Consider the following 22548-nt stretch of genomic DNA (forward strand, 5'->3'; position numbering starts at 1 on the left):
AAAAAGAATCGCAACGCTTCGTCTCTTTCGGCCAATAGCATCGCTCACAAAAATAAACCATTACGATGGTCCGCCATCATTGCGGCGACACGGCCAAGGACGCTTCAAATTCCTCATTCTGGAGGCTTAATTGTATAAGGAATTAAAAAATAAGATATGATTTGAAATAAAGTAGGAGAAGGTAGGAAATGGATATGAAATTTATCCATTATGAGAAGACATATCGATCAGTGAGAGTTTTTTTCCGCCAGAGACACCAGATAACTGTACAAGTTGAGCGATTTTTTGTCCAGACCGAGTTTTTTGCGGATGTGCTTGCGGTGAATGCTGACCGTTCCCGGAGCAAGCCTCAGGGAGTCGGCAATGACTTTGGTCGGCAATCCCTGGCGCACCAGCGTCGCCACCTGAATCTCGACCGGCGTCAGTTTCTGATAGGCCGAGGTCAGGCTGGCCGAACTGCCGTAGGATTCCAGAAGATGTTTCAGATTGGTTTCGAGTATGTCGATCAGCCGCAGCTCGTTTCTGTCGCGCGTTCCTTTTTTCAGCATGGTCAGAAAAGGCAGAACGGTCCTTTCCGCTTCAAAGGAAAGAGCGGCCTTCGTTTGGGCCAGATCGTTATTGCGCTGTTTGAGCAGCACGTTCAACGCGGTCGTTACGTCGGCGGCCTCCAGCTTGGATTGTTCCAGTTCCGTCAGGGTAACATTCACCTGTTGCTGCAGATACTGATGATGACTCATCAGGATTTTCTCGGCCAGCTTCTGTTGGGTGACGTCGATGAAGCAGCCGACATAATGGGAAATTTCTCCGTCTTCCCCCAGAACCTTGGAAAAGTTCAGCAACAAGGCAAAGCGTTCGCCGTTTTTACGCTGGTTCCAGATTTCTCCCTGCCAGTAACCGTCATCGGCAACAGCGTTCCAAAACGCTTCGTGAAAGGGTTTGTCGCTCAGGTTGTCTGCCAGAAAGAACGGCACTTTGCCGATGATTTCTTCGCCGGTAAAGCCGGTGATCCGGCCACAGGCGCTGTTGGCGCGCAGCACGGTCATATGGGCGTCGGTCACGAAAATGCCTTCCTGCGTTTCAAAAGCCACGGCCGCAATGCGCAAGGCCTGCTCGGACTGCTTCCGTTCGGTTATGTCGGTGAGCGCGATACGCCAACCCAAAGAGGCGTCTTCGCCCCGGACGCAGAGACTGTCGAGCAGAACCGGAACCTCAATGCCGTCGGGGCGGCAGACGACCCATTCATGAGTTTGCCTGGTCTGAGGATTAGTATGATGTCTGCAATGCAGATACCATTCGTCCCGGTCTTCCTCGGCGATGAATTCCGTAAAAGGCTGACGAATCAGCGCCGCACGTTTCCGTCCCAAGAGATCGGCGGCGGTCAGATTGCAATCGTCGATCATGCCTTTCCCGTTGACGATCAGATATCCGACCGGAGCAAAGTCGTACAGATCGATGTAACGATCCCGCGCCTTTTCCAGTTCGATCTGGGTCCTTCGCAATTCCTCGTTTTGCATTTCCAGTTCGATCTGATGGACATGCAGCTCGTGCAGGATTTTGTCGACGGACATCAAAGGCCCTTTTGTTTTTCCCTTCGACGCCAGTTGCGCCTCGGCTTTGTCCCGCAATTGTTGCTGCAGGCGATCGAATATTTTTTCGCTGGAAGACGTCATGGATTAATCTCCATCGATAAAAGGATCATCTGCGGCGTGCCCGCCTTGCCCAGAAGGTGGCTGATGTTGATTTCCACTCTGCGCCGGCCGACGCCGGGGACATCGCGTTCCATCATGTAAGCATCGGATGTACCACCGTTCGCCAAAATAGCCTCCAGTATTTTACGCAGCTCAACAATATTCCAGAGACCGTCTTTTAACTGAAAGAGTTCATGGTCTAAAGTTTCTTCCGAAGCCATTTTGAATTCCTGGTAAAACGACTGGCTGGCGGATACGACCTTGAGCGCGCTGTTAAGCACCAAAAAAGGGTGGTGTATCGTATTGACGATGCCTTCGGCCAGCGTCAGCGCCTGTTGTACGGCCATCGCCTTGATTCTCGAGGTAATATCGGTAAAGGTCAGCACGACGCCGTCGATCATGTTGTCCAGAGTCCGGTAAGGTTGAATGCGCGCCAATACCCAGGTATCTTCCCCGATGTACAGCTCGCGCTCATAAGGAATCAGCGTTTCGAGCACGTTCTCCGTAGCATTGAGCAAGTCGTCGCCGTCCGCCAGGGATTTGATGTCGTTCAAGGACCGGCCTACATCCGAAGCCACAAGCCGGTAAATGCGCATCGCCTCGCGGGTGAACCTTCGAATGATCAGGTGCCGATCGAGGAAAATGAGGCCGACGTTGATATTGTCCAGCAGATTTTTCATGTCGTTCTGCATGCCGGCCAGTTGCTCGATTTTGGCCTGAAGCTCCGAATTGACGGTGACCAGCTCTTCGTTGAGCGATTGCAGCTCTTCCTTGGAGGTTTCCAGCTCTTCGTTGGTCGATTGCAGCTCTTCATTGGTCGATTGCAGTTCCTCATTGGCGGACTTCAGCTCTTCATTGGACGCCTGCTGCTCTTCCAGACTGGTCTGATAGTTCAGCTTCAATTGTTCGAGTTCGATTTCCAATTCTTCGAGACGCTTTTTTTCGCCGATTTTGCCGGAGCGTTTACGCAACGATTTCACGGGATTTTCGGCCACCTCCTGAAAACTGACCAACAGCAGATTCTGTTTCCCGTCAGGATCGTCCAAAGGGCGTACGCTCAGATTGACCGAACTGAATCCGCCGTTGGTCTTCACCTGAACGCACCGGTTCACAATCGACATTTTCTCGGTCGCAGCCGCGTATAATGCGTTGCGTAACTCCATGGCCAAACCTTCTCGCGCCATTTCGATGATGTTGTGCGTCGGCTGGCCCGGAGCCGGGCGCAGGAATTTGCCGGTTTCGCCATGGATAAAAAGAATCTCGCCTTTACTGTCGGTGATGATCGAGGCCGGGGCAAAATACTGCACCAGAAGGCGCCGGGTCAAATCGGCGAAATTGGTTTCCTTGTAGGCGGATTTGTCTTCCGGTGCCTTGACGCCGGCGCCGGCGCTCCAGGCCAGCCCGTGGCTGAGCATCGTCCGGGAAGACAGAACGGAATGAGTGGTGCGGTAAAATTTCCATTTCCGGTTGAGAACCTTGAACAGATCGCCATGGTTGCCGATGCTTTCCGACGGCGACAGAAACAACACCCCCTCCGGCTTGAGCGCATAATGAAACTCGGGGATCAACCGATCCTGCAGTTCCGGCTTCAGGTAGATCAGAAGATTTCGGCAGCATAAAAGATCGAGCTTGGTGAACGGCGGATCCTTGATCAGGTTCTGCACGGCGAAAACCACCATTTCCCGAAGCTCCTTGCGGACGCGGTAACCGGCCTCTTCCTTGATAAAAAAGCGGCGCAGCCTCTCCGGCGTAATATCCTGAATGATATTGGGCGGATAACAGCCGGTTCGGGCCATTGCGATGGCTTCGTCGTCCAGATCGGTGGCATAAATCTGCACCTTGAAATCCCGATGCATCGTGTCCATCAATTCGCGCAGCAGGATGGCGATGGAATAGGCTTCTTCGCCCGAAGCACAGCCGGCCACCCAGACGCGGAACACGTAATCGTCCGGCTTGTCTTTCAGTATGGGGGGCAGAATTTTGTCTTCAAGCACACTGAATGCTTCGGGATCGCGGAAAAAGCTGGTGACGTTGATCAGTAACTCCTTGAACAGCGAATGCACTTCGGCCGGATTTTCCTTGAGATAGCGCACATAGTCGTCGGTATTCTCGATGGCGTGCTGAAGCATCCGGCGGGCGATGCGGCGGCTGATCGTGCTCTGCTTGTACAAGGCAAAGTCATGGCCGGTAATGGCGCGCAACTGCATCAGAATGCGGGCGATGGTGCTTTCGACTTTCGCTTTGGCGGGCGCAACCTCGGCATCCAAGAGCACTTTTCCCTTCTCCGCCAACAGGGCTTCCGGCATTTTATCGGGAGGCAACACCAGCGTGGCGTAGCCCGACCGGATGGCGCTGGACGGCATGCCGTCGTATTTGGCTGTCGACGGCACCTGCACCAGCGTCAATCCGCCCATGCCGAGAATGGCGCGCAAACCCAGCGTGCCGTCGGTGCCGGTGCCGGAAAGAATGATGCCGACGGCATTTTCCTGCCGGTCGTCGGCCAACGACCGCAGAAAACCGTCGATCGGCAGACGCTGTCCGCGCGGCACGGTCAGCACGCTGAGTTGAAGTTTGCCCTGATAGATTTCCATATTGTGATTGGGCGGTATGACGTAAATGCAATTGGGACAAACCTTGACCTGGTCCTTCGCTTCGACCACTTCCATCGTGGTCGAACGTTGCAGAATTTCAGTGAGCAGGCTGCCGTGGCTGGGATCCAGGTGCGGCACCAGAACGAAAGCGATGCCGCTGTCCACAGGCATGTGGCGGAAAAACTCTTCGAATGCCTCGAGGCCCCCGGCGGAGGCACCGATGCCGACAATGCGGAAATCGGAAGGATTTGTTGAGGATTTAGCAGCCGGCTCGGCGGTGACGGTGGACGTTGAATTTTGCTCTTTGGGACTCACAATGGTCTCTGTACAGTGCTAAAGGGGTTATCTTGGCCGTTCTGTCATTATATGCTATGGGCATGTCGAGCGTAACGCCGAATTTTTCGGACAGTAAAGACTAAAAACAGGCTTCGACAGCCATGACGTTCTTTCCGTGGCCATTTCAAGCGGAATCATGCGATTACCCGGCAGAGCAAAAGTGCGTCGAAGGGAGACGGCCATCCTGCAGCTAAAGATCCGCCGGTAAAACCGGATAACCGGTGCGTAAGAGAAGACCTGCCGGGTTTTTTAAACCCGGCAGGTCTTGCGTTCAGTCCGGACGTCCCGGTTTGACGCTATTGATCAGGCCGCCGGCAAGCACCGCATCGATTTGCCGCCTGCTCAGTCCGTGCCGCATTTCATAACGCCGGCCGCGAGTGACGTTTTCAACCACAACCGAAGCTCCTCCGGCGAGGGCACTGCGCAGCGATTCGATGCGCAGCACGTCTTCCTGCCCGATGTCGCCCCAGTTTTCCGGATCAAGAAACACCAGGGGAACGATGCCGAAATTGACCAGATTGCCGTGGTGAATCCGCGCGAAGCTCTTGGCCAGCACCGCCCTGAGCCCCAGATAGCGGGGCGCCAGAGCCGCGTGCTCCCGGCTCGAACCCTGGCCGTAGTTTTCGCCGCCGACTACGAAGAATCCCTGTTCCCGGTACGGCAGCGTCCGTTGATAAAAACCGGTGTCGATCTGAGCGAATACGAATTCGCTGATCGCCGGAATATTGCTGCGGAACGGCAGGACCTTGGCGCCGGCGGGCATGATTTCATCGGTGGAAACGTTGTCGCCCACTTTCAGCAGCACCGGTCCTTCCTGGGTCTCTTCCAGCGCCGGAAAGCGCGGCAAGGGCCGGATGTTGGGACCGGTATCGAGCGCGATGCCGGCATCCTGAGGATTCGGTCCGACCAGCATGTCCTTGTTGACCAGCACGGCCTGCGGTTCCTTGAAGATCGGATAAGGCATCGGCAGATCCCTGGGATCGGTGATCGTGCCCATCAGCGCCGAAGCGGTGGCGGTCTCGGGGCTGCACAGATACACCAGATCGTCGTGGGTTCCGGAGCGTCCCGGAAAATTGCGCGGCACCGTGCGCAGGCTGATCCGGTGGGTCGCCGGCGCCTGGCCCATGCCGATGCAGCCGTTGCAGCCGGCCTGGTGCAGACGGGCGCCGGCGCGGATCAGCTTCGCCAGCAGACGGAGATCGATCAGGTTTTCCAGGATCTGCCTCGACGTGGGATTCACGTCGAAGGACACGCGCGGATGCACCTGCCGGCCTTCCACCATCAGCGCCGGAATCGCAAAATCCCTGAGCCCCGGATTGGCCGAGGAACCGATGTAGGCCTGATAAATTTCGCGCCCGGCAATTTCGCGCACCGGCACCACGTTGCCGGGACTGCCGGGCATCGCGATCAGGGGTTCGAGGCCGGACAGATCGATTTCCTCTTCCTCGTCGTATTGCGCTTCCGGATCGGCGATCAATTCCCGGAAATAATGCTCCCTGCCCTGCGACTTCAGAAAAATCCGGACCGCATCGTCCGCGGGAAACACCGTGGTGGTCGCGCCGAGTTCCGCGCCCATGTTGGCGATGACGTGGCGGTCCATCGCCGTCAGTTGCTCCAGGCCGGGGCCGTGGTATTCGACGATCTTGCCGAGCCCGCCGCTGACGCCGTGGCGGCGCAGCATTTCCAGGATGACGTCTTTTGCGCTCACCCAGTCGGGCAGTTTGCCGACCAAACGCACGCCCCATATTTTCGGCATGCGCAGCCGGAAAGGTTCTCCCGCCATCGCCAGCGCCACTTCGAGCCCTCCCGTGCCGATCGCCAGCATGCCCAGGGCGCCGGCGGCACAGGTATGGCTGTCGCAACCGAGCAGCGTCTTGCCGGGAACGCCGAAGCGTTCCATATGCACCGGATGACTGACGCCGTTGCCCGGCCGGCTGTACCATAAACCGAACTTTCGGCAGGCGCTGTAAAGAAACAGATGATCATCCGGATTCTTGAAGTCTTCCTGCAGCAGATTGTGATCGACGTACTGCACCGACAATTCGGTCCGGACTCTGGGCACCGACATGGCTTCGAACTCCAGCATGGCCAGCGTGCCGGTGGCGTCCTGGGCCAGCGTCTGATCGATTTTCAGAGCGATCTCGCTGCCGACGTCCATCGTTCCGTCCATCAGATGATCCGCAATGAGTTTCCGGCTGACGTTCGTATTCATCCTCGACCTCCTTCTGTAGACAACAGAATTTCGCGCTCTCTCGAGCGAGGGTGGTTAATTGTACTGATGGTTAGTTATTTTCAGACAATTTCCGGAGGAATTAACTCAAAGATTATTTGAAAAGAAGGCGAATCTTCTCTTGAGATGCAGGCAGAGGTGTAAGGCATTTTTTAGCCGTTCGGATTTTGTTAAGGTACGCGGTGCGTACTACGGTTCTATTATCCGCCGATAAACACCGCAAACCAAAAAACCCAGCAGAATGCCGACCACATCCGCGCCGATATCGCCCATGCTGAAATGCCTTTGCGGCAGATAAGCCGCTTGATACCATTCCGAAAATCCGGCAAGAAAAAACAACGGCAATTGAGTAACGGAAGGATGCGTCGTCAGGAAGACAAAACTGCCGCCAAAAGCTAACGCAAAGAACAAAGCGAAATGGGCCAGCTTGTCCAGATTCTGCACCGTTTCGAGTATTGTCAAGGACTCCTGCCGGAAAAGCACATAGACAGCGAATAAGCATAACAAGACAAAGACTAACCGGAACAATTTCAGCATGTGTAAGAAAAATATAGGCAAGAGCTTATCTGTTACATTTTACAAGTCAAGCGTTCCGGCGGCTTGACGGAAATCCGGAAAGAATTCGATATTTTCCTATTAGGCCACTATTTTTGCAGGATTGGCGGTGACCAATTCGAATGTCCGTTCATCGCCGATTAAAGATTTCAATACCTCCACGGCCCGCACCATCGTCGGCTGCCTTTTATGAAGATTATGGGCATCGCTGGCCAGTACGGTCACGTGATTATCCTGAATCAGTTGCAAAGCGCATTTTTGACTGGCCGCACCGAACAATCCGCTGACGGAACTGGCGGTAACCTGCAACAAACAGCCCATCGCGATGAAAGGCATAATTCTATCGGGCTGACGGACAATCGCCTGATTGCGCTCCGGATGGGCTATCAACGGAACGATGTCTTTGGTGAGAAGCCACTGTACCAGTTTATCGACGCCGACCGGGATATGGTCGTGAGGAAATTCCAGTAGCATGACCCGTTTGTTATCCCATTGCCCGAGAAACGGGATCTTGTTCTGGCCGACCATCAGGGGCAGTTCGGCGCATACCCTCACCTCCGCCGCCATTCCGACTTCCAGAGGAATGTTGTGTTTTGCCAATTGATCCCTGAAAGCCTCGTATACCAACCTTATGTTCTCAATCGTGTTGTCATAACAGCCGGGCTGAATATGAGGCGTGACCACGCATCGGCGGATACCCTGATCAATCGCATATTTTGCCATATTGAGCGCATCTTCCATGGTTTTTGCGCCGTCGTCGATACCCGGCAACATATGACAATGCAAGTCGATCATTTGAACTCCTCCTTCCTAAGAAATTTCCGCTTCCAGGGCCGTCTCTTCGTCGCCATAGGAAGATTGATAATAATAACTTTGATAATAGCCGCCATAGCTGGTGCTTTTCTCCAGATCCACCTGACTTAGAACGACTCCGGCCAAAGGCGCGCCGAAACGCTGCAAATGCTTCAACCCTTCCTGGATAATCTTGGTAGGCGTCTGGTCCGCCTTGACGACATACACCACCGAACGCACGTGCTGGGCCAGAAAGTGGGCATCGCTGACGCTATGGATCGGCGGGGAATCGATCATGACAATGCTGTAACGGCTTTCCAGTTCTTCGAGCAGACTGGCGAATACTGACGAGGATAACAACTCCAGCGGATTCGGAGGAATCATGCCGGCAGGCATCAAATCGATGTTATCGCCGATCGGATGAATGCAGTCTTCCAGTTTGGCGGTTTTGGTTAAGGCATGGGCCAGACCCAAACTGCCGGGCGGCAGACTGCGCAGGCGCTTCATCAGCGTGGGCCTGCGCAAGTCGGCATCGATCAGCAGGACTCTGCCCGATTCCATCTGCGACATCGAAAAAGCCAGATTGATCGACAACGTACTTTTACCTTCGCCGCTGAGCGAAGAAGTAACGAGCCAAGTATTTTTCGGACTCCCCAGCGCAGATAAAATCAACCCGGTGCGCACGGTGCGAACCGCTTCGGCAAAAGGCGACTTCGGATACACCACGACCATTTTGCCGACATCGCTCAGCTTGCCCGACTCCTCTTTTTTGATCTTGTAATGAGGGATCAATCCCAACATGGGCACGCCCAGTTTGTTTTCCACGTCTTCCGGCGTTTTGATGGTCATGTCCAGATATTCCAGCAGGAAAGCCAGCATGACTCCGCCGAATAATGCCGCAAAAAAAGCAAGCACTACGATAAGTAATTTTTTGGGCCTGACCGGCTCGTAAGGATAACTGGCGCGGTCGACGAAACGAATGGTCGCTTCCTTCAGAGCCGCGGCTTCCGAAGCTTCCTTGTACCGGGTAAAAAAGGTTTCATACAGATTGCGGTTGGACTCGACCTCTCTTTGCAGTTCTCCCAGTTGAGTCTGCTTGTATCCTATGGCCTGCACCTGAGCCTTGTTGCTTTCCAGACTGCCGGCAACGGCGCGTTCGTTGGCCAGGGCGATCTCGTAACGGCTGCGGATACCGCTGACACTGCTGGCGATATTATCCTTGAGCTGCTTTTTGACGCTGGCAAGCTCCGACCGGGCCGCAATCATCGTCGGATGTTCGGAACCGTAGCGTTGGGACAATTCGGAAATCTTGCGGATGATTTCCTCTTCTTTCTGCTTTAAGGCCTGCACGACAGGATCGGAAAACACTTCCGGAACGATTTCGACGCTGCTGTACAGCCGATCGCCCAACGATCGCACCTTGTTGTACAAACTTTCCGCTTCTATTCTGGCTTTACGGGCTTCGGTCAAACGATTCGAGTTTTGTTCGATTTCTCCCTTGGTCAGGGTCAACACGCCTTCCAGATCGACCAGATGTTCCTTATTAAGATAAGCTTGCAACTGCTTTTCGGATGTGGTCAGTTTCTCCTTCAGAAACTGCAACCTTTCCGCCAACCAGTCGGCAGCTTTGCGTGTCTCTCCCAAGCGAGCCGACATGCTGGATTCAATAAATGTATCGCCCAGGGTATCCACCACCAACCGCGCCAGTTCGGGGTCGTATGCTTCGAAAGAAATATCCACCAACTGGGTCATTTTTCTTGGCTTTACCGATAGCTTCTTCAAGAAAACTTCCAGCAGTTCCTCCCGTTGAACATATTCGACAGCCGCGTTTTTTTGAGATTTTGCTTCGTCGGCTTGCTCGAACAGTGCGGGCAGCGCCGAGAGCCATTTCTGCCATAAGGAGGGTTCTTCTTTTAAATCCTCAAGATCCTCTGTAAATTCCGGGTTGTCTTTCAATTTCAGTTTATCGATAACCTGCTGCGCCAGATCTCTGGATTTCAGTATCTCGTATTGCGTTTGAAAATATTCGTCATTCATGGACTGCATCTCGTACGCATCGCCCATAAGCAACACCTTCGACTGCTGCGACTCCACCATGAGCGTCGCGGAAGAAAGATAAACCGGTCGAACGGCATAAACGATCAGAATGGCCAATAAGACCGCCATCACCGACAAACCCAGTATAACCCGGAGATGTCTCTGAATAACTTGCCAGTAACCTCTTAAATCGATCGATTCATCCTGATCTTCAATAAGCTCGGGAACAGTCAAATTTCTTTGCACGAGGGCATTATGAGATACGCTCGTATTTATTGAGTCGTTAAAATGATTCATCAAAAAAAGCTCTCTTCAACAGTGATGACGTCGCCCGGGGCAATAGGCGTATCCAATTCTACATCCTGAGGAGTGTGCGAAGCGTCTTTATCGGCTACCACAGTAATACTGGTCCTCGAAGCACGCTCAGTAAACCCGCCCGCTATCGAGACGGCTTTATGGACCGTCAATCCGGGCTCATAATGATAGGCGCCCGGCTTTTCGACTTCCCCGCTTACGTAATAGTCTCTGTATTCCGTTACGTTGATGGTTACCTTGGGATCTGTCAGATAGCGTCCTTTAAGACTATCGGTGATAAATTCGGTCAACTCCCCGATGGTCAGACCCGAGGCCTTGATTTCGCCCAGAAGCGGATAGGTGATGGTGCCGGCATCGGTCAATTCGGTCTCGAGCCCCAATTCTTCTTCTCCATACACGTGGATTTTTACTTTATCTCCGACACCTAATTGATAATTGGAAAAACTGCTGTTAACGGAATGTTCATTTTGTTGATTCGCGAAGAGCGGCGGGGTTGACCCCAGCAAGCACAAAACGATCAGCATACAATTCGACTTATTTTTCATCAAAAAACCATTTTTAAACATCGTGAAGCTCTATCAACTATTGTAATTACGCAACAGCGCAGCAATAACGGTGGAAATACGCTTCCACGTAACAATTCTTATCGTTTCGTGGTCCCCAACCTATGAATCTTACCGTCCATTTTCGACTGGAGAAGATTGCAGATGAGAATAAATCAAAAATTTAAAATCCGAATCTTGCCCTTTCCGAAGCTCATCATGACCATTCTTTAAGACTCGGAAAGACACACTAGCAGTGTAGTTGGACTACCTGCTTTTGCAAGCCGATCAATCAGCGGTTTTTTTCAGATTCGGCAGGAATTGCCGGAATCCCGATGTCATGATGACACTCCGAAGAGATTTGGGATGTTTCAGGAAAAGCTATCTGCTCTTTTTTCGAGAGTTTTACCACCCTTCCGGCAATTCCGTTGCGCTCTTTGAGTATGCCGGAATGACGGCTTTTTATTTTCCATATAGCGCGACCGCTCCGTCTTTCGGATCTAATCGGCTGCAACTGCTTGCGGAGTAGCCGTTATATAGAACATAAAAATATTCAGGGTGCTGTTGGCGTCGTTCGTATCGTATTGAAAATCCGAATACGAATATTTCATCCCCAAATTAAGCCAGGGTTTCATCTCGTATTTTGCGTCCAGACTGAACGATACGCCATTCGACTTTTGCGCACTGCCCTGATTCTTCGCTTCCTGGTAGGATCCGTTCAATTGAGTGGTTACGCGCCATGGCCATTCATGTTTCCAGCCAGCTCTGTAAACCTGAACCTGTCTTAAATATCCGGCGCCTATCGAGGGCTGTATATCTCTCAGCATACCGAAATTAAACGTGGAGTAAGTCATAGGCGACCATAAAATTTTTCCGTCCCAGGTAAGCGCGTTGGTCCCTTCCAAATTGGAATCGGTGAATTCCTGCTGCTGGTAGCCGGCACGAAATATGCCTTTCGTTTTTGACGACTGATCCCAGGTCATGCCCAGCAAATATCGGCGTGTTACATAATCCACTCCGAAAAACTGCGACGAATTCGTTTGAGTATTGTCCGGCTGATTCATATACTCAATCACGCTGGTTTCCACTTCGGAAGTCAAATAAGTTTTAGGCATTACCCGGAAATAAAAACCGGGCGTTATTTCAAACCGCGTCCTGTCCCATTGGGCCGTTCTTTCCGGATGATTATCGAACTCCAGTTGCGACCAGCCGAATTGCAAGCCCAGATTTCCTTTCGCATCGACTCTTCCATAGCGGTACTTCATTTCGGCAGTGTATTCATGAAACTGATCCGGCTCCTTGAGATCGGTCGCCAGATCGCCCTGGCTGAAAAGCGTCCCCCGCATGTAATGCCCATAAGTAACGCCGGCATTAAAATCAAACCGGTTTCGGCGAGTCATTTCGACATGCGCGTTGGCATTCAGGAAATGGTCGTCGTAGTTATCCGCCGGGCTGGAATGGTATTGTGAATGGAGGATGGAATAACCCACGGCGTACCGATCCAGTTTGCGCCGTAACGCCAATTCGCCCCCGCCCTGTATTTGCGTGACAAACGACGATTTCCGGTTATTATCGTTATGAAAGATATTGTCGTTATAGCTCTCTTTAAAACCGAGATAAGGCACCAGATCGAAAGGCCCGATCGGTATCATGCCTGGATAAGTCTCTTTGTCTCTGGCCTGGACATTTAAAGCTTGCACGAAGGCAAACAACATCAACACAACCTTAATTTTCGGTTTCACTGCGGTATTCCGCCCGATGGTGATCAACAGATAAAGCGATAGTCGGAATCGCCAGCATTGCAATAAACAGCATGGCATTGGCCGGTATCTGCAAATTAAAATCGACGGAAGAATGAATCAATATACTCAACGTGCCCATAAAACCGGCGAACCCCATGCCGCGCACGAAACTGCTGCGGCGATACCGTATGGCTTTTACCGCCTGCCACAGACCGATCAACACCACAACGGCCAGACAGGCAAAGCCGATCATCCCCGAATCGCTTAGAATTTCGAGATAGTCGTTGTGAGCGTGATCATAACCGCCGAAATTGCCGTTCAGATAGCCGGGAAATACAGAGATAAAAGTTCCGGCACCGCTCCCCATCCAACTGAAATCGGCAATCATCGGCAGAATATACTGCACGATTTCATCGCGCGATTCGGATACTAAAGCCGTCTGTTCGATACGGTTGACTACCTTTTCCAGCCCAAACCAGCTCCCTAACAACAACACATCGACGGCAACGATGCTCATCAGCAGGAAATACACACGCGGTTTACGAAACGACCGGGAAGAAGCGATCGCAATCAGGCCGGTAACCAACAGGCTATTGAAAAACGCGGCATTGCCCATTCGTGAATGGCTCAGGATCAACCCGGTGACCATAATAATCAGCATCAAACGCAATACCGCCTTGCCGCTCAGCAAAAGCTCCAATGCACTGCGCAGCCTCGAACGCCAAAGGCGGCCTGCTTCGGCTTTACGGTTATTCCGATCCACCATCAGCAAGCCCATGCCGATGGCCAGAGCCATTTCCAGATAACCGGCAAAGTGGTTGCGATTAACAAAAGTACCGGTGGCGTTTCCCAAATAAGCGGTTTTTTTCATACCGATCAGATATTCGATCCCCGATAACGTCATAAAGCTGCCGTAAACCGCCTGAAACACTCCCGACACGACAATAACGTAGCACAACGTGCGCAATCGGCTGCGAGTGTTGCAAACCAATAGCAGTAATAAATAAAGTGAAAAATACGCCGCGCTACGCAATGCCAGTTCGCGGGTAACGCTTGAGTCGACCGACAAAGGAATTGCTTCCGGCCTTTCCTGTGGAGAAACAGCGAAAGCCGCCTTGCTGTAAAACGTTGCAGTCGGCACAGGCAAGGCTTCAACCCAAGCAGAAGGGAATGAACAAGATTGCAAGAAAACCCAAATCAGGCCGCCGAAAAAAAATCCTCCGGCCATTCTGACAAGTCCCGAATACAAGGAACGGGGAACTTGCGCATTTCCTTTCAGGTACATTACCAACCAGGCCGCCACCATCAGAAAACACAGGCCGGACATCATCAGCCATGCCCAGGGGCGATTCGTCCCGATAGGCAAAGGGGAAAGCGCAAACACACAAAATAAAACAGTGGCAAGGACGCGCACTTTAAATTCCTTTAAAAACCCAGAAGAAAAAACAAGTATTACTTTAGCAAAAAATAAATATTCTTCTGAAAAATCTCAAAAATATCCTTTTATTACAGGAAAATTTTAAAGTAATACAATAAATAATAATCCAACCTCCAGATTTTTCCTGGAGAGGCTAAAAAAGGGGGAAATGAAATAAGTATGAAACTTATGCTCGAAGAGAGCCTGAGGCAAGTATCAGCAAAATTGCTAAATGATTATTTAAAAAGATAAATAATCTCCATCCGCAGAGGAATGGAGATTATAAAAAATTAAGCTTCCACCTAATCTATAGCTGTAGTTTCCCATTAATGGGGAGAAGGACCACAGTTTCTCCTGCACACGGGCGGCCGATGAAATGGCGGCCGATGAAATGGCGGCCGATGAAGCGGTCTTCTCAACTTTAGATTCACAGAAGTATCGGGCAAATCAACAAGCGCCGATTTTGCCGAAGCATCCGAGGAATCTGCCGTTGCCGATTTCGCCCACACATTCGAGGAACCAACAAATGCAGCCAGCAAAATAAAATGGAGCAGTGGTTTCCAATGTTTTTTCATTTTGGAACTCCTTTAAATTGTTTGTAATGTAAATACTGGATAAATTCTTTCATTCTTTAATACCTTTAACTCCCATGCTAAATTTAGTTCAACATGGTCAAATTGCAACATCAACCAATCATTGATTCTAGAAAATGATTGCTGCAAAACTCTAAAAAGCGCAGCCCCGAAAAATTGCACCTTAGCCTGCAAGATAAGACAATTCAATAGAATGAGCTGATTGATATCAGATCACAGTTAAATGCCCGTGACCGATGTAAATTACCATGATGCGATCTTCGTTTTCCTAACTATTCTTCAAATATTAGACAAAAATCACAAAAATTCTAAACTTGTAGAAATCCTCATTGCCATTCACTTTCTAGAAATGATAAAAGCATCACATAAATTTTCATGGCCGGCGGTAAGACGATACTTGCTGGTAACGCTTGCGCTCCTTCTGATAGGACTAGCTTATCTCAGTTTCCGCTGGGCGCTAGCGGATGTGTTAGCGCAGCAAGTCTGGCATCAACTGGACAAAAGTCAAATGCCCGGCCACGAGCTTGACGCCGCCCAGTGGCAGCAGACCCGGGACTGGCTTGAAGACTCGGTTCGGTTGCATCCGAATTATTCGGCAAACCTGGAACTGGCGGAAATTTTCTACCTCTCCGCAGGCAACCAGCCGGCCGGATTACAGGATGAACTTGGATGGCACGACAGCAACGAACTGGCCCTGAGTTACACTCGCCGAGCCCTGATGATCAAACCCACCTGGCCTTACCTGTGGAACGATCTGTTTCTGATTAAAGTCGCTCTTCGTCAATTCGACCGTGAGTTAACAAACGGCATCGAACGCGCCGTCACTCTGGGTCCATGGGAAAAATCGGTGCAATACGATATCGCTTTGACCGGCCTCGACTATTGGGACAACCTAGAACCTGCTGCACATCAATGGGTAGCCATAGCGATGGATAAGGCCTTAGTCATGCAAAAAAATCCGCAGCCATTGGCAGACGACATACTTGTTCACCCCAACATCGGCAAGTTGTGCATGAGCGTCAATGAAATGCCTGAAAACAATCTCAAAATGCTTGCTCGTTATTGCAAACAACCGCAAGACGGTTAGAGTTGTATTTTAAAACCGAACCTCTAAAAAAATTCGTTTCAAGTTAAGACAGCTCCACTCGATTTCTCCGATTCTATTCGCAAGATTGTGTATCATGTATTCTTGGCAATCAGGCATCCTTGGAGAAAGCGAGGGGCGGCAATCCAACGATGGCGCCCTTCCCTTTTATGTCCGATTAGGAGATAACTTATGACCATACTCGATTGGGAAGATTTGCCCCGTTACACCTATGATGACTATGTGCAATGGGAAGGCCGTTGGGAACTGATCCACGGTTTGGCTTACGCCATGACACCTCCACCCAGCATCAGGCATCAGTCCATAAGCCAGCACATTGCCAGTCAACTGGAACGCGCTCTGGAAAACTGTCCGGAATGTCATGCCCTGCTCCCTGTGGACTGGAAAATCGACGAAGAAACTACGGTCCAGCCCGACAATCTGGTGATATGCGGGGAAGTGGAAAATTTGGCTTACCTGAGTAAGACCCCAACGCTCATTTTCGAAATAATTTCCAAGTCTACCGCACATAAAGACCGTACCACCAAATTCAAACTCTATGAAAAAGAAGGCGTTCGCCATTATGTTATCGTCGATCCTTTCGAAAACATTGCCAAAATCTATCAATTGCAGGAGGACCGCTATAGCGAAGTACTGGATGCCGGCAACGACACCGTGGAATTCGACCTAGGAAAATGCCGCCTTCTCTTCGAATTCGCTAAAATCTGGGTTTAAGAAATTACTCCAAAATAACTTCCGCTTATAGATCCAATCCTCCGGGCCGCGACCATTCGGTTATCCCCCTTCCCTATCGAGCCATGCATTCTTCTGATAAAATCCAGTCATTCATTATTAGCGCCATAACTTCATCACTACCTCATGAGTATTGAGCCTAATTTTCACCAGCCAAACCCGAACCTCAAGCAAGCCATCCTGTCCGCTCTTGCCAAGCAAGAAGATGTTCGGCTAGTCATCCTGTTCGGTTCCTTGGCGACAGATCGGGAACGCGCAGACAGCGATCTTGACTTGGCAGTGGATGCCGGCCATCGGCTCGACCCGGCCGAGAAAATAAAAATGATCGACGCGTTATCAATAGCCACCGGCCGTCCTATCGACCTGGTGGATCTTCAGTCTGTAGGCGAGCCGCTTTTGGGCCAGATTCTTCGGCATGGAAAAAGGCTTATCGGCAGCGACACTCGCTACGCCGAACTGATCCGTAAACATCTTTTCGATCAAGCGGATTTTCTGCCTTATCGTAACCGAATTCTTGCCGAAAGGAAGAAAGCATGGATCGGTAAGTCATAGAGCAGAAACTGGAATCCTTGCGTCGCTGCCTGATGCGTGCGGCGCAAAAATGTCCTACCGATCCGGAAACGCTGGAACGAGACCCCAATCTCCAGGACATCATGACGCTCAATCTAACGCGAGCCATACAACTATGCGTGGATATCGGCGATCACCTGATAGCCGGAATGGAAGACGTGCCGCCACCGGAGACTATGGAAAAAACCTTCGACCTCTTGGCCGAAGCAGGCGTTATTTCGGAAGAATTGAAGTTCCGCCTCCAGAAAGCGGTCGGCTTTCGGAATATTGCAGTGCATAACTACGAGGCAATCGATTGGAATATCGTGCATGCCATCGCCAGCCGGCACCTTGACGATTTTGCCGAATTCGCCAAAGTCGTCGTTGCCAATCTCGAGAATTAAACATTTTCCAGGACTTGCCGAGGTTGTTATATTTTACCTTCCATTGTTTTTTTTAGAGGTTCCCATATGCAAATTAGAAAAATTGGACCTAATTCAAATTTAAATCTGAACTCTCTGCTATATTTATAAACAGATTCGATAATAGGATTGTAAGGAGAAGCCTCTTAAAATCTAGCGATTGTCCCTTCAATAAACAAGGCGACTCAAATTTCGACCGATACTCTTAATCATATAAGAATCGGCCATCTCTTAAAGCCCCTCAAGCTGCTTGTTGTCTAACATTGGCACATCTTTATGTGGCGCAAGTTAGCGATTGGATATCGAAAAAGACGATTTATCTGACACTAATGTAGAACAGTAATGAGTAAATATGCATAGCCGTTTTTAAAACTTTTAGCGACAAAGCTAAAGCTCGTTGAATGGTGGATCGGAGCGGGGTTGTGAGTCGGTTTTAAAATCAGTTAAGCGCTTTTACTTAAAAGTAAGTATTGCCAAACAGATTTCAAAATAACAACATTGAAAACCCTTAGCAGATTATGGTCGAAGAAACTACCTCATTAAATTTCAGACACGTACATATTGCCGGCTGGCCCATAGTACGACTTAACCGTGAAAATTTTGCCAAACTAATGGTCGCCGACTTTTTCGCAGTCAACAAATCCTCTATTAAACCGCCACCTAAATTGGTTTTCGACGCCAACGGACAGGGGCTTTCTATGGCTCAAACCGATAAAAAATACATGGCATCACTGCAAGAAGCGGATTATATCCATACGGACGGCCAGCCTTTGGTTTTTGCATCCCGGTATTTAACATCGACTCCTTTGCCCGAGCGGATTGCGACAACTGATTTTTTTCACGATGCGGCATCAGTCGCCCAAGAAAAAGCCATCAAGTTTTTTATACTAGGAGCATCTGAAGAAATAAATCGTCTGGCTTGTGAAAATATTCTAAAACTATACCCCAACCTACAAATCGTAGGCCGACGAAACGGCTATTTCAATGAGGCGGACGAAGAAGCCATATGCAAAGAGATTGTTGAATCTGGAGCCGATGTGCTTTGGGTCGGTATGGGCAAACCTCGCGAGCAATTGTTCTGTGTCCGTAATCGTGAGCGGCTTCGGGGATTGACCTGGCTCAAAACCTGTGGAGGCTTATTTGATTTTCTTGCTGGCCGCAACAAACGCGCCCCACAGTGGATGCAGAATATCGGATTGGAATGGCTGCACCGAATGCTGCTCGATCCGCGCAGATTTTTCTGGCGCTATTTGACAACCAATTTTCATGCCGTATATCTGCTTTTGGCTCATCGAAATAAACGGCATGCCAACTAGAGTTAAGAAAAATAAAACAATTTAGCTAAAACAAGGACTATTAGTGTTTAGGCGTTTCATCCTTGCGATCGGCGGTTCCGCAGGCGTCGCGTTATCCGGTTTTATTTTATCGGTATTATTGCTGCGAACCGTTACTCCTGCCCAATTTGGCGTATACGGCTTTATGCAAGTCGTTGTCGCGCTGGGGTATGGCGTATCCAATGCCTTGTTTGGCTCGCCTTTAACTGTCGCATTAAACCGTACTGAACCCCCCAAATCGGATACGGCCGAAAGCTACTTTAAAGCAAGCTTTCTTATCAGCCTTATAACTTCGCTATTGCTTGCCCCGCTCACGATCGGTTTTGGCGAATTACCCGAAACCGGAGCCGCTTTTTCTGTTTCGGCCATGCTGATGTGGACACGCTGGTTTGGCCGATCTTATGCCAATGCTGTTCATCAGCACAAGAGGGTTGCAGTATCGGATGCCTGTTATACGGTCATTACCTTAATTGGTGCAGCCTTTATTTTTGTACTGAATGAAGTATCCATTAAAAATGTAGTGAGTTTGCAATCGCTGGGGGCCGGATTAGGGGTGCTGGCATTGGGATTCAAGCCCTTGGCAGTTCAGCTCCGCGGTATTTGGAATGGCCCTGCCGCTCCGTTTCGCCAAGGGTTCAAAGAGCAAGGCAGACACGCTTTACTAGGAGTAATCACTACTGAAGCTACCGCCAACGTTCACTCGTATCTGGTTACGCTAATGCTCGGCCCTGCCGCCTTCGCACCATTAGCCGCTTCGGTTTTGCTATTCAGACCGGTTCCGCTCGCGATCCTCTCGCTTACGCAATTGGAGCGCCCCCGTCTCGCCCAACTATTACGGGATACTCAAATGGAGGCCGCATGGCGCGCTATTCGTTTCTTTCGGGGAACCGTGCTCACATTTTGGATCTTTAATTTGGCGCTAATTTACTGGATAGTGACCCATTACCTGAATGTCGTTACGCGCGGCCATTACGATTCACAAATTATTATTCAGGCCACCTATTTCTGGGCGGCCATCATGGGATTGCGCTGTCTGCGGGGACCGGAAAGCGCTTTATTGCAGGCCAATGGCGATTTCAAGCCACTGGCTCGCGTCACTGTAATCTCCAGTTTAGTAACGATACCTCTTGTAATAACTCTCATATATTATTTCGGTGCTATTTGGTCTCTTGCAGGGATTTGTATTGGTGAATTCATAGCCACAACATTATGCACCCTCCTCGCAGGTAAAAAATTGCGGGTATTAAAGATTAAAAACGCATCAGAAACAAAATTAATGAAAGGAACGTAATGAAATTATTTGATCATTTTATCCGAAGTATTGATACCTTTGTTGACGAATATAAAAGTTTAAATCTTGTTAAGGCTGGAATAAATGGACCACATCATCATCAAGAAACACCTGTACGGAACACATGCCATTGGGCATTATCACTTTGTCGTGCCTATGAACTAACTGGAAAACCAGAATATAAAGAGATAGCGATACAATTAGGTGATTATCTTTTGAGCGAGGAAGCGAGGCCCTTTGGCAGTTCTTTTCATCATAGAAATGAAATAAATGTCGATAGATGTAATGGCCTAATTGGTCAAGCATGGGCATTTGAGGCTTTGGCTGCCCTAACAAAAATAACTGGCGATTTAAAATATACTTTTACTGCAGAAGAAGTATTTTTCAAACATAAGTTTAATCAAAAATTGTCACTCTGGCATTCATTAGATATCAACGGTACATCGCTTAACATAGATAATGTTTTTAACCATCAACTTTGGTTCGCAGCTACAGCCTCAATCCTGAAAGGCAATCGACGGCATGAGATATTAAATTATACGACAGCTTTTTTAGATGCTTTACCTTACAACCTTACTATTCAAAATACAGGGTTGATTGAACATAATGTTCATAGGGTTATGCGATCACCCAAGCAGCGATTTCTCGGTTTTATAAAGCATCTAAGAAATGGCACTTTATTTTACAGACTGTTTAAACAGCCTTTAGAAAAAGTAAATAACGAGTCATATGGAAAAGTTGCTCGAGAGAACGGTTATCATGCTTTTAATACCTATGCGTTAGCCATTTTTAAAGAAGAAATTCCAGAACATGACTTCTGGAAGTCAGCAACATTAGGGAAAATAATTAATTATTTGGAAACGGATGAGTATATATCTCAATTAGATAATAGCGCCTATGGTTATCCTTACAATCCACCTGGATTTGAAGTTCCCTATTCGCTATACACTCTTGCCGATATAGAGAATGAAAAATTATTAAAAATAACTGACAAGTGGATCAATGAGCAATTTACAAGATGTTTTGATTTTACAAATAACCTAATGCTAAAAAACTGCCCAGATCCAATTACACAAGCTGCGCGCATTTACGAGATTACACGTTTTCCAAAAGAATTACTTCTCAACACTGAGGTTAAACAATGAAAGTTGCAGTTCTTATTATTACTTGTAACCGAACAAAAGGTTTAGAACTTTTACTTACATCAATTGGCCAACAATCCTTTCCTGATTATAAAGATATCGAACTATCAGTTTTTGTAGTTGACAATGACAGCAATGGGTCCGGTAAAAGTGTCATTGAAAAATTAAAACAAAATTATCCTTGGTCTATTCACTACGATATTGAACCCATTCGTGGCATTCCGCATGCACGTAACCGTGCTTTTAGGCTAGCTGAGAACGATAACGAATTTGTTATTTTTGTCGATGACGATGAAGTCGTTCCTCAACACTGGGTTAATGAACTTGTTAAAGTTCAGTCGCTTACCGATGCTGATACCGTATCAGGTCCAGTATACCCAAAATTCATGATCACACCACCGAAATGGGCAATTGCAGGTAAATTTTATTTAAGATCAAGATACGACCTCATGAAAACCGGTGATGTTTTGCCATACGAACCAGTCAAAACAAATAATCTTTTGGTCAAAGTTTCAACCCTACAAAAACTAACTCCACCCTTTGATTTGCGCTGTGCACTAAGCGGAGGTTCAGACACCTTGCTCGCCATTCGGCTTGAAAAGATGGGATGTAAAATGGTATGGGCGGCAGAAGCCGGCGTTGAGGAATTGATACCGGAAAGCCGTATTAAGCTAGCTTGGTTATTTCAGCGGGATTACCGCAACGGTGTTATGAAAAAGGTATTTGACTTGGAGTTTATGCCTCGACATAAATCCCAGATTTATAGATTTGTGGTTGGATTCGGTAGAATTTTAAGCGGATTAATACTCACAATTCTGTCCCTACCCTTGTTAATTGCTGGAAAGCCTGAAGTAGTTATAAAGAAGTGCCGAGTTATTTTTAGAGGATTAGGCATGGTTGCTGGGGCAATTGATTTAAATCATGAAGAGTATCGACGTATTCACCAGGTTTGATAAAAGTATATTATAGTCTTTCTAATAAGTATTATTTAATATTGTTAACCTTTTGATTAGTGGATGAGCTTTTCTAATATTGTGTTTAACTATAGGTAGTTTTAAGTATTATCTTAAAGAAAGATTTTTGTAAAATTGCAAAAAAATAATGTCAAGAAAAATAATGTTTAATTAAATATTAG

At 48.9% G+C, this 22548-nt stretch carries 17 protein-coding genes; 8 read left to right on the forward strand and 9 right to left on the reverse strand.

All coding sequences use genetic code 11. The features are described 5' to 3' along the window. Positions 1 to 227: 227 nt before the first annotated feature. The 9 genes from A3OW_RS26320 to A3OW_RS24365 form a co-directional block, all read right to left on the reverse strand. Positions 228 to 1670 (reverse strand): PAS domain-containing protein, encoded by a 1443-nt coding sequence (locus tag A3OW_RS26320; RefSeq protein WP_020562791.1) that lies wholly within the window; start codon positions 1668 to 1670, stop codon positions 228 to 230. Next, positions 1667 to 4594 (reverse strand): CheR family methyltransferase, encoded by a 2928-nt coding sequence (locus tag A3OW_RS0107390; RefSeq protein WP_020562792.1) that lies wholly within the window; start codon positions 4592 to 4594, stop codon positions 1667 to 1669. Before A3OW_RS0107390 ends, A3OW_RS26320 begins: the two co-directional genes overlap by 4 nt. 292 nt (positions 4595 to 4886) lie before the next feature. After that, positions 4887 to 6827, reverse strand: a complete 1941-nt coding sequence (locus A3OW_RS0107395) for an aconitate hydratase (protein ID WP_020562793.1) — start codon at positions 6825 to 6827, stop codon at positions 4887 to 4889. A 207-nt stretch (positions 6828 to 7034) separates the two neighbouring features. Then, positions 7035 to 7307, reverse strand: a complete 273-nt coding sequence (locus A3OW_RS24360; RefSeq protein ID WP_157385822.1) for a VanZ family protein — start codon at positions 7305 to 7307, stop codon at positions 7035 to 7037. 174 nt (positions 7308 to 7481) lie between these two features. Beyond that, on the reverse strand, positions 7482 to 8195 hold the full coding sequence (locus A3OW_RS0107405) for a tyrosine-protein phosphatase (RefSeq protein ID WP_020562795.1): 714 nt from the start codon (positions 8193 to 8195) through the stop codon (positions 7482 to 7484). Between the two features lie 15 nt (positions 8196 to 8210). After that, on the reverse strand, positions 8211 to 10463 hold the full coding sequence (locus tag A3OW_RS0107410; protein WP_026223396.1) for a GumC family protein: 2253 nt from the start codon (positions 10461 to 10463) through the stop codon (positions 8211 to 8213). A gap of 62 nt (positions 10464 to 10525) precedes the next feature. Then, positions 10526 to 11110 (reverse strand): polysaccharide biosynthesis/export family protein, encoded by a 585-nt coding sequence (locus A3OW_RS0107415; RefSeq protein WP_020562797.1) that lies wholly within the window; start codon positions 11108 to 11110, stop codon positions 10526 to 10528. 476 nt (positions 11111 to 11586) lie between these two features. After that, complete coding sequence (locus tag A3OW_RS0107420) at positions 11587 to 12828, reverse strand: outer membrane beta-barrel protein (protein WP_020562798.1); 1242 nt, start codon at positions 12826 to 12828, stop codon at positions 11587 to 11589. Next, positions 12812 to 14242: an O-antigen ligase family protein gene (locus A3OW_RS24365; RefSeq protein ID WP_157385823.1), complete on the reverse strand. Its 1431-nt coding sequence runs from the start codon at positions 14240 to 14242 to the stop codon at positions 12812 to 12814. The genes A3OW_RS0107420 and A3OW_RS24365 overlap by 17 nt, the downstream gene beginning before the upstream one ends. Before the next feature lie 819 nt (positions 14243 to 15061). On the opposite strand from A3OW_RS24365, the gene A3OW_RS0107435 reads away from it, so the two are divergent. The 8 genes from A3OW_RS0107435 to A3OW_RS0107470 all read left to right on the forward strand — a co-directional run bounded on the left by A3OW_RS0107435 (position 15062) and on the right by A3OW_RS0107470 (position 22366). Continuing rightward, the gene (locus tag A3OW_RS0107435) at positions 15062 to 15925 is read left to right on the forward strand and encodes a hypothetical protein (RefSeq protein ID WP_157385824.1); all 864 of its coding nucleotides are present in this window, start codon (positions 15062 to 15064) and stop codon (positions 15923 to 15925) included. 189 nt (positions 15926 to 16114) lie between these two features. Next, positions 16115 to 16657 carry a Uma2 family endonuclease gene (locus tag A3OW_RS0107440; RefSeq protein WP_020562801.1) on the forward strand — a complete coding sequence of 181 codons (543 nt, stop codon included), beginning with the start codon at positions 16115 to 16117 and terminating at the stop codon, positions 16655 to 16657. A 144-nt stretch (positions 16658 to 16801) separates the two neighbouring features. Then, complete coding sequence (gene mntA, locus A3OW_RS0107445) at positions 16802 to 17227, forward strand: type VII toxin-antitoxin system MntA family adenylyltransferase antitoxin (RefSeq protein WP_020562802.1); 426 nt, start codon at positions 16802 to 16804, stop codon at positions 17225 to 17227. A 17-nt stretch (positions 17228 to 17244) separates the two neighbouring features. Beyond that, positions 17245 to 17628: a type VII toxin-antitoxin system HepT family RNase toxin gene (gene hepT / locus A3OW_RS0107450; protein WP_157385825.1), complete on the forward strand. Its 384-nt coding sequence runs from the start codon at positions 17245 to 17247 to the stop codon at positions 17626 to 17628. 536 nt (positions 17629 to 18164) lie between these two features. Continuing rightward, the gene (locus tag A3OW_RS0107455) at positions 18165 to 18962 is read left to right on the forward strand and encodes a WecB/TagA/CpsF family glycosyltransferase (protein WP_083918161.1); all 798 of its coding nucleotides are present in this window, start codon (positions 18165 to 18167) and stop codon (positions 18960 to 18962) included. 43 nt (positions 18963 to 19005) lie between these two features. Continuing rightward, entirely contained in the window at positions 19006 to 20271 is a 1266-nt protein-coding gene (locus A3OW_RS0107460) for a lipopolysaccharide biosynthesis protein (protein ID WP_020562805.1), read from the forward strand. After that, the gene (locus tag A3OW_RS26325) at positions 20271 to 21416 is read left to right on the forward strand and encodes a glycoside hydrolase family protein (protein ID WP_020562806.1); all 1146 of its coding nucleotides are present in this window, start codon (positions 20271 to 20273) and stop codon (positions 21414 to 21416) included. Before A3OW_RS0107460 ends, A3OW_RS26325 begins: the two co-directional genes overlap by 1 nt. After that, positions 21413 to 22366, forward strand: a complete 954-nt coding sequence (locus tag A3OW_RS0107470) for a glycosyltransferase (protein ID WP_020562807.1) — start codon at positions 21413 to 21415, stop codon at positions 22364 to 22366. The genes A3OW_RS26325 and A3OW_RS0107470 overlap by 4 nt, the downstream gene beginning before the upstream one ends. Positions 22367 to 22548 lie beyond the last annotated feature (182 nt).

The organism is Methylosarcina fibrata AML-C10 (assembly GCF_000372865.1).
In the GTDB taxonomy this organism is placed as follows: Bacteria; Pseudomonadota; Gammaproteobacteria; order Methylococcales; family Methylomonadaceae; genus Methylosarcina; species Methylosarcina fibrata.

Bases quoted from the DNA above. Each gene is read 5' to 3' on its own strand.
- A3OW_RS26320 (WP_020562791.1), bottom strand. From the start codon at position 1,670: ATGACGTCTTCCAGCGAAAAAATATTCGATCGCCTGCAGCAACAATTG.
- A3OW_RS0107395 (WP_020562793.1), bottom strand. From the start codon at position 6,827: ATGAATACGAACGTCAGCCGGAAACTCATTGCGGATCATCTGATGGAC.
- A3OW_RS0107405 (WP_020562795.1), bottom strand. From the start codon at position 8,195: ATGATCGACTTGCATTGTCATATGTTGCCGGGTATCGACGACGGCGCA.
- A3OW_RS0107415 (WP_020562797.1), bottom strand. From the start codon at position 11,110: ATGTTTAAAAATGGTTTTTTGATGAAAAATAAGTCGAATTGTATGCTG.
- A3OW_RS0107435 (WP_157385824.1), top strand. From the start codon at position 15,062: ATGCCCGTGACCGATGTAAATTACCATGATGCGATCTTCGTTTTCCTA.
- A3OW_RS0107440 (WP_020562801.1), top strand. From the start codon at position 16,115: ATGACCATACTCGATTGGGAAGATTTGCCCCGTTACACCTATGATGAC.
- mntA (WP_020562802.1), top strand. From the start codon at position 16,802: ATGAGTATTGAGCCTAATTTTCACCAGCCAAACCCGAACCTCAAGCAA.
- A3OW_RS0107455 (WP_083918161.1), top strand. From the start codon at position 18,165: ATGGTCGAAGAAACTACCTCATTAAATTTCAGACACGTACATATTGCC.
- A3OW_RS26325 (WP_020562806.1), top strand. From the start codon at position 20,271: ATGAAATTATTTGATCATTTTATCCGAAGTATTGATACCTTTGTTGAC.
- A3OW_RS0107470 (WP_020562807.1), top strand. From the start codon at position 21,413: ATGAAAGTTGCAGTTCTTATTATTACTTGTAACCGAACAAAAGGTTTA.